This is a genomic window from Pseudonocardia ailaonensis (assembly GCF_039531635.1).
Taxonomy (GTDB): domain Bacteria; phylum Actinomycetota; class Actinomycetes; order Mycobacteriales; family Pseudonocardiaceae; genus Pseudonocardia; species Pseudonocardia ailaonensis.
In genome coordinates, this window is record NZ_BAAAQK010000002.1 from 1 (window position 1) to 7,071 (window position 7,071).

At 74.3% G+C, this 7,071-nt stretch carries 6 protein-coding genes; all 6 read left to right on the forward strand.

Annotated features, from left to right (window positions below; translation table 11 throughout):
* Window positions 1-449: integrase core domain-containing protein (locus tag ABD324_RS02155; RefSeq protein ID WP_344411807.1), on the forward strand; the 449-nt coding region annotated here is incomplete at its 5' end.
* Window positions 450-687: 238 nt separating this feature from the next.
* Complete coding sequence (locus tag ABD324_RS02160; RefSeq protein WP_344411808.1) at window positions 688-2,526, forward strand: penicillin-binding transpeptidase domain-containing protein; 1,839 nt, start codon at window positions 688-690, stop codon at window positions 2,524-2,526.
* 246 nt (window positions 2,527-2,772) lie between these two features.
* On the forward strand, window positions 2,773-3,156 hold the full coding sequence (locus tag ABD324_RS02165) for a DUF3054 domain-containing protein (RefSeq protein ID WP_344411809.1): 384 nt from the start codon (window positions 2,773-2,775) through the stop codon (window positions 3,154-3,156).
* A 145-nt stretch (window positions 3,157-3,301) separates the two neighbouring features.
* Window positions 3,302-4,204 carry a type IV toxin-antitoxin system AbiEi family antitoxin domain-containing protein gene (locus ABD324_RS02170; RefSeq protein ID WP_344411810.1) on the forward strand — a complete coding sequence of 301 codons (903 nt, stop codon included), beginning with the start codon at window positions 3,302-3,304 and terminating at the stop codon, window positions 4,202-4,204.
* A 171-nt stretch (window positions 4,205-4,375) separates the two neighbouring features.
* A complete protein-coding gene (gene map, locus ABD324_RS02175; protein WP_344411811.1) occupies window positions 4,376-5,227 on the forward strand; it encodes a type I methionyl aminopeptidase in 852 nt (283 codons plus the stop codon).
* Window positions 5,228-5,370: 143 nt separating this feature from the next.
* Window positions 5,371-6,975: a S1 family peptidase gene (locus ABD324_RS02180; protein ID WP_344411812.1), complete on the forward strand. Its 1,605-nt coding sequence runs from the start codon at window positions 5,371-5,373 to the stop codon at window positions 6,973-6,975.
* The last annotated feature ends 96 nt before the right edge of the window (window positions 6,976-7,071 follow it).

The window sequence follows — 7,071 nt, forward strand, 5'->3', positions numbered from 1 at the left end:
AGACCTGCGGCAAGTGTGAACGCCTGCACGGCACCGCGAAGACCTTGCTCGCCCACCACTACCCCGCAGCGGCCGCCGACATGGTCGAGTTGCAGGCCCGCCTCGACGTCGTGCGCGCCCACTACAACCACACCCGCCGGCACAGCTCGATCGGGCGGATCCCACCCCGACAAGCGTGGGACCGCGCCGGCGCCCATGGTGGGCCCGCTGACCTGCCTCGTCAGACCGACGCGACCGTGCACGTCCTGACCGTGGTCGCCAATGGCACTCTCACCCTGGGCAACCATGTTCTGTCCCTGGGCCGCGCGCTGGCCGGCACCACGGTCACCATCCTGCGCGCCGGGGACCACGTCACCGCCTACAACCCCGCCGGCAAGCCTCTCGGGCATCTCACGATCGACCCGGACGGGCCCCGCTACCAGGGCGCGTTCCGCGCCCCGGCAGCCTGACCCACAACCATCACGGTCATGCCCGATGTCATGAGACACATCGTTGACACATCAGATGAGACATGACAGTCGCTCCGGCGACTATCGCCACTCACGAGGATCGAGCCTGGTCCAGGCGTCGGCCCGCCGGGCGGGGCGGGCGGCGGCCCGACGTGGTCGACGCGTCCGGAGCGCTCCCGGGGTGACACCCGGCGGGGGAGCGCCGGAACTGTCGGGGGTCGTGGGCATACTCGGGGGCGTGTCGCGCTCCCCTCGCCGCCGGATCGGTCCGTTCCGGCTGCTCGCCCTGCTGTGCGGGCTGTCGCTCGCCCTGGTCACGGCGGGCTGCGGGCTGTTCGGGGACAGCGGGCCCCAGGACACCGTGGACGCGTACGTCAAGGCCTGGACCAGCGGGGACGATGCGGGGGCGGCGGCGCGGACCGATGCGCCCGAGGCGGCGAAGTCCGTGCTCGCGGGCGCGCGGGGCGCGCTGAAGCCGGCGTCGATCACCGCGACCGTCGGGCAGGTGCGCACGGCGGGGCAGCGGTCCTCGGCGTCGGTGGACGTGGCGTGGGACCTCGGGCAGGACCGGCGCTGGCAGTACCTCACCCAGCTCGACCTGTTGCCCGCGCCGAACACCGACACCGGCTGGCGGATCCACTGGGTGCCCGGCGTGCTGGCGCCCGACCTGCAGACGGGGCAGTCCCTGGCCCTGCGCACGGACACGCCCGATCCCGCCCCCGTCACCGACCGGAACGGATCCCCGTTGCTGGTGGCCACCAAGGTCGTCACGATCCTGCTGGACCGCAGGACGGCCGGCGACCTGAACGCCGTGGCCGGCTCGCTCGCCCGCGCCCTCGGTCCGATCGACCGGGACATCACGCAGCAGTCGATCGTCGACGGCGCGACGAAGACCCCGGACGGGCAGGGCTACACCGTCGCCGTGCTGCGGGACACCGACTACCAGGGCGTCCGCGCCGCGATCTACGACCTGCCGGGCGTGCGGTTCGCCTCCTCGTCGCGCCTGCTGGCGCCGGACGCGGGGTTCGCCAGCCAGGTCCTGCCGGCGGTGCGCACCGCCGTCGCCGCCCAGGTCAACGGCAAGCCCGGCTGGTCGGTCGACGCCGTCGACGGATCGGGCGCGACCCAGAAGACGCTCACCCAGCAGCCCGAGACGCCGGGCACGACCGTGCAGACCAGCCTCGACCGCACTATCCAGGCGGCGGCGGAGGACGCGGTGAACGCGCTGCCGCAGCAGGTCGCGATCGTCGCGGTGCAGCCGTCGACGGGGGACGTGCTGGCCGTCGCGCAGAACGCCGCCGCGGACACCGCCGGGCCCATCGCGCTGACCGGCCGCTACCCACCGGGCTCGACCTTCAAGATCGTCACGGCCAGCGCCGCCCTGCAGAACCTCGGCGTGACCAACACGACGCCGGAGCCCTGCCCCGGGACCACCTCGATCGGTGGCCGCGTGGTCCCGAACGAGAACCAGTTCGTGCTCGGGACGGTGCCACTGACCACGGCGTTCGCGCAGTCCTGCAACACGACCTTCGCCACCCTCGCCGCGCAGCTCGGCGCGGACGCGCTGCCCACGGCCGGCCTGCAGCTGGGCTTCGGGGCGGACTACACCGTCCCCGCGCTCACCACCGTCACGGGCAACGTCCCGCCGGCGGCGGACCTGGTCCAGCGCGCGGAGGACGGCTTCGGCCAGGGCGACGTCGTCGCCACGCCGTTCGGGATGGCGCTGGTCACGGCCACGGTCGCGCGCGGGGCGCCGGTCGTGCCGCAGCTGATCCGCGGCCGGCAGACCGAGACCGTCAAGGCGGCCACGGCACCGAACCCCGCCGCGCTCGACCAGCTCCGGCCGATGATGCGTGCGGTGGTCACGGACGGCACGGCCAAGGGCCTGCGCGGCTCGGGCGAGGTCTTCGGGAAGACGGGCACCGCCGAGTACAGCGTCAACGGCACCAACCGGGCCCACGGCTGGTTCGTCGGCTACCGCGGCGACCTCGCCTTCTCGGTCCTGATCGTCGACGGCGGCTCCTCCGGCCCCGCTGTCACGATCGCCCAGAAGTTCCTCGCCGCCCTCCCACGCTGACCCGCGCGCCCCACCCCCGCGAGTCGGCACTTCCGGTAGTCCGAAACACACATCTGCGACGTGGTCCGGCCCGGCCGTGGCCCGGGTGGCGAGCGCCGGGCCCGGTGAGAGATCCGGCGCGGTGAGGCGTCCGGCCCTGTGAGGTACCCAGCCTGGTGGGGCATCCGGCGCGGTGAGGGATCCGCCCGGTGAGACATCCCGCTCGGGTTGCGGCCGTGGTGTGAGGGCCGGGCGTACCCTCGTCCCGTGCGCCGCCCCCGGATCCCGGTCCTCGCCCTCGCCGCCGACGTGGTGGCGGTCGTGGTGTTCGCCGCGATCGGCCGCGCGAGCCACGAGGAGGCGGACTCCCTGGTGGGCCTGGCCGCCACCGCCGCCCCCTTCCTCGCCGGCCTGGTCGCCGCGTGGGCCACCCCCTGGGTGCGCGCCCGGCCCGCGAGCGTGGCGGCGGGCGGGATCGTCCTGGCCGGCACGGCCGTGATCGGCCTGCTCCTGCGCTTCGCGTTCCTGGACCGGCTCCCGCTGAGCTTCGCGATCGTCGCCACGGTCTCCCTGGCCGTCCTGCTCCTGGGGTGGCGCGGCCTCGCGGCCCTCGTCGCCCTGCGCTCCCGCCGCCGCACCCCCGCGGCGTAGCTCCAGGCAGCTCGCACACCGGTCCGGGGCCTCGCACACCAGCCGGGACCTGTGTGCGAGGGCCGCATCCCGTGTGCGAGCGGAGTTGTCCACAGGGAGGTGGAACGTGCCGCCGGTCTCCTGCTCGGCGGGAGATGCTCATCGCATGGGAACGGCACCTCTGTCACGGGCGGGTCTGCGAGCTGCGGGATGGGACGGCAAGGAGGTGCGGCGGCTCCAGGCCGCCGGAGAGCTGACGCGTGTCCGGCGCGGCTACTACCTGCTCGGACGCGACGCCCGGCTCCGAGATCCGCTCGGCCGGCACCGGGCCGCGATCGAGGCGGCTCTCGCGGGCCTTGACGAGGGCACGGTCGTCAGCCATGTGTCCGCGGCGGTGGTCCACGGCCTCGCACTCGGGCGGGTGAAGGTCGGGCCGGTCCAGGTCACGCGGGCGACCCGGACCGGTGGCCGCCGGACCACGGCCCTGCACCTCCACACCGCCCCGCTCCCGGACGACGACGTCGTGGTGCGCCACGGGCTGCCCGTCACCTCGGTGGCACGGACCGTCGTCGACCTGGCGCGGAGCCTCCCCTTCGAACAGGCCCTCGTCGCGGCCGACGGCTCCCTCTTCGCGGCGGAGACGACCGTCGAGGCATTGGCCGCCGCCGCGGGCCGGGCGGTGGGCTGGCCGGGCGCCCCGGCGGCGCGCCGGGTCCTCGCCGAGGCGGACGGCCGGAGCGAGAGCCCGGGGGAGACCCTGAGCCGGCTGGCCCTGGTCGCGGCCGGCCTGCGGCCTCCGGAGCTGCAGTGGCCGGTGCGGACCAGGGTCGGACTCGTCCGCACGGACTTCGCCTGGCCGGAGCGGGGAGTGGTCGCGGAGTTCGACGGCCGGGTGAAGTACGGCCGTCTGCTGCGCCCCGGTCAGGATCCCGGCGACGCGGTGTTCGAGGAGAAGGTCCGCGAGGACGCGCTGCGCGACGAAGGGCTGCGAGTGGTCCGCTGGATCTGGCGGGACCTGGCCGACTTCGCCCCGACGGCCGCCCGCCTCACCCGAGCCCTGACCCGCTGAGCCCCCCGGGAGCCCCCGGGAGCCCCCAAGCAGCTCGCACACACCTCGGGTGCCTCGCACTACAGCTCGGACTCGTGTGCGAAGGACCGGAGGTGTGTGCGAACTGCCGAGCGAGACCGGGGACGGGCGGTTGGGGCCGGGTGCCGACGGTGGGCGGGTACCGTCGGTGCCGTGACCGCTGTGCTCGTTCCGGGGACACCGACCCCCCTGCGTACCGTCCCCACCCACATCCCGCGGCCGGAGTACGTCGGGAAGCCGGCACCCACGCCGTCGCGGGACTCCGATGTCCAGACGCCCGAGACCATCGAGGCGATGCGGATCGCCGGCCGGATCGCGGCGCAGGCGCTGCAGGCCGGCGGGGAGGCCGTGCGGCCGGGCGTCACGACGGACGAGGTGGACCGGATCGTCCACGAGTTCCTGCTGGACCACGACGCGTACCCGTCGACGCTGGGCTACCGCGGCTTCCCGAAGTCCTGCTGCACCAGCCTCAACGAGGTCATCTGCCACGGCATCCCGGACTCCACGGTGATCGGCGACGGCGACATCGTGAACATCGACGTCACGGCCTTCATCGGCGGCGTCCACGGCGACACCAACGCTACCTTCCTCGCCGGGGACGTCTCCGAGGAGGACCGGCTGCTCGTCGAGCGCACCCGTGAGGCCACCCTGCGCGCGATCAAGGCGTGCCGGCCCGGGCGCGAGCTCAACGTCGTCGGGCGGGTCATCGAGTCCTACGCCAAGCGCTTCGGCTACGGCGTGGTTCGGGACTTCACCGGCCACGGCATCGCGCGCGCCTTCCACAGCGGCCTGGTCGTGCTGCACTACGACCAGCCGGAGGTCCACACCGTCCTCGAGCAGGGCATGACGTTCACCATCGAGCCGATGATCACCCTCGGCACGATCGACTACGACATCTGGGACGACGGCTGGACCGTCGTCACCAAGGACCGGAAGCGGACCGCGCAGTTCGAGCACACGATCCTGGTGACGGCGGACGGCGCGGAGATCCTGACGCTGCCGTAGGACCTGACCCCGGGGGCAGGAAAACCTGACCCGCAGGGACACCGGAACACCCCTGTCGCGCCGATGGGATCGACCCTCGCCGCGCAGCAGGATCTCCCCATCGAGATCGCGGGACACACCCGCGGACGACGAGGGGAGTACCGATGTCCACGAGGTCCCGTCTTGCCACCGTCACGGGGGCCCTGGTCGCGGCCGCCGCCGCGACCGCGCTGGTCGCCCCGGCGGCGAGCGCCGCCGAGCCGGGTTCCGGTGTCACCGGCACGGTCGAGCACAGCCTCGTGCAGGTCACGGTGGACTTCGCCGGCCTGATCGGGCGGCCCGGGGTGCTGGGGACCTTCCGCTGGACGAGCGTCCCGACGATCGCCGAGCAGACCTGCTCCGGGTTCTTCGTCACCGGCTCCGGCCACATCATGACCGCCGGGCACTGCGTCGACCCCGCGCAGGCCCGCGAGACGCTGATCAAGAAGTACCTGTCCGACCAGGTCAGTCTCGGTGCGATGAGCGCCTCCGAGGCCCGCGCGACCCTTCCCGACGCCCTGGCGCACTGGAACGTCCAGGGCCCCACCCCGGGCTCGGAGGTGCAGCGCAGGATCGAGGTCGGCCAGCCCCGGGAGCTGACCGGCGCCGTCCTCAAGGCGCCCCAGCCTGCCCGCCTGATGGACTTCGAGAGCTTCACCAACGGTGACCTCGCGCTGCTCAAGGTCGAGCGGACGGGCACCCCGGCGCTGCCCGTCGCCTCCGCGGACCCCGAGACCGGCGCGACCGTCACCTCCGCCGGCTTCCCCGGTTCGGTGTCCGACGCCGTCGACCCGAACCTGATCCAGGCCAGCTTCACGTCCGGCTCGGTGTCGAGCCACCAGGTGAGCAAGGGCGGCGTCGCGAAGATCGAGATCAACGCCGATCTCGCGCCGGGCATGTCCGGTGGCCCGACGGTCGACGCCAACGGGGTCGCGCTCGGCGTGAACTCCTCGCTGATCGAGGGCGGGCAGTCCTTCAACTTCATCACCGACACCACGGACCTGCGGGACTGGCTCGCCACGCAGGGCCTGACGACGCCCGACCAGGCGCCCCGGGGAGCCAACCCGGCGGCCCTGCTGGTCGACGGCAAGGACGTGCGGAACGCGTCGCTGACCAGCGGTGACGGTGCGGGCTCGGCGCCCTGGGTGCTTGCCTCGCTGCTCGGCGCGATCGGTCTCGGCGCGGCGGGGGCAGGGGTCCTGCGGGCCCGCCGGCGTAGGGGTGGGGCGGACGCGACGCGGGTGGTCCCGACGGGAGCGGCTCACGGAGGACCGGCGGGCCCGGCCCGGCCGGGTGCTGCTGCGGGCGGTCGGATGCGGACCGGCTCGATCCGGAACGGCTCGGCCCTGCACAGCTCGACCCAGCACGGCCCTGCCCTGCATGGCTCGACCCAGCACGGCGCGGATCGCAACGGCGCGGATCGCAACGGCGCGGACCGCAACGGTTCGGCCCAGCACGGTGCGGTCCAGCAGGGACCGGTCCAGCACGGCCCGGTGCGGAATGGCGCGACGTGGACCCCGGCCGCCCCGGCTGCCCCGGCGGACGCGCTGCCGAACCCCGCGCCGCCGACTGTCCAGGCGCCGAACACCCCGATCCGCTCCGCCTCGGGCCGCGGCCCCATCGCCCCGGCCCCGGCGAACGCCGGGACCGTCCTGCTCGCCCGGCCCGGCTGCACCCGCTGCGGGTCGGTGGGCGGCAACCGCTGCCCCGCCTGCACCCCGGTCCGTTGACCGGCGGCCGTCGCCGCACCCCGGTCCGCTGACCGGCGGCTTCCGCCCGCCCCCGGTCCGGCGGCGGCCTCCCCACCGCCCCGGCCGGGCGGCCCG

Excerpts from the sequence above, each read along its gene's own strand:
- ABD324_RS02170 (WP_344411810.1), top strand. The coding sequence starts at position 3,302 with ATGGGAACGGCACCTCTGTCACGGGCGGGTCTGCGAGCTGCGGGATGG.
- ABD324_RS02180 (WP_344411812.1), top strand. The coding sequence starts at position 5,371 with ATGTCCACGAGGTCCCGTCTTGCCACCGTCACGGGGGCCCTGGTCGCG.